The following is a 269-nucleotide window of genomic DNA, read 5'->3' as shown; positions in this document are numbered from 1 at the left end:
CTTAGGTCCCGACTTACCCTGGGCGGACGAGCCTTCCCCAGGAACCCTTGGGCTTTCGGCGGAGGGGATTCTCACCCCTCTTTTCGCTACTCATACCGGCATTCTCACTTCCACTCGCTCCACATCGCCTTCCGGCTCTGCTTCTCCGCCAGTGGAACGCTCCCCTACCATGTCTCCATCCATAGCTTCGGTGTCCGGTTTAGCCCCGTTACATTTTCCGCGCAGCGCCACTCGACCAGTGAGCTATTACGCACTCTTTCAATGGTGGC

The 269-nt window shown here is 58.7% G+C and carries 1 rRNA gene; it reads right to left on the bottom strand.

Features of this window, described 5'->3' with window-relative positions:
• Positions 1-269 (bottom strand): 23S ribosomal RNA (locus QMF38_RS11425); the annotation flags it as partial.

Origin of the sequence: Alicyclobacillus hesperidum subsp. aegles (assembly GCF_027923525.1) — a bacterium.
In the GTDB taxonomy this organism is placed as follows: Bacteria; Bacillota; Bacilli; order Alicyclobacillales; family Alicyclobacillaceae; genus Alicyclobacillus; species Alicyclobacillus aegles.
Note: the sequence above shows the minus strand (reverse complement) of the source record. Positions and strands in the feature narration are given on the sequence as shown.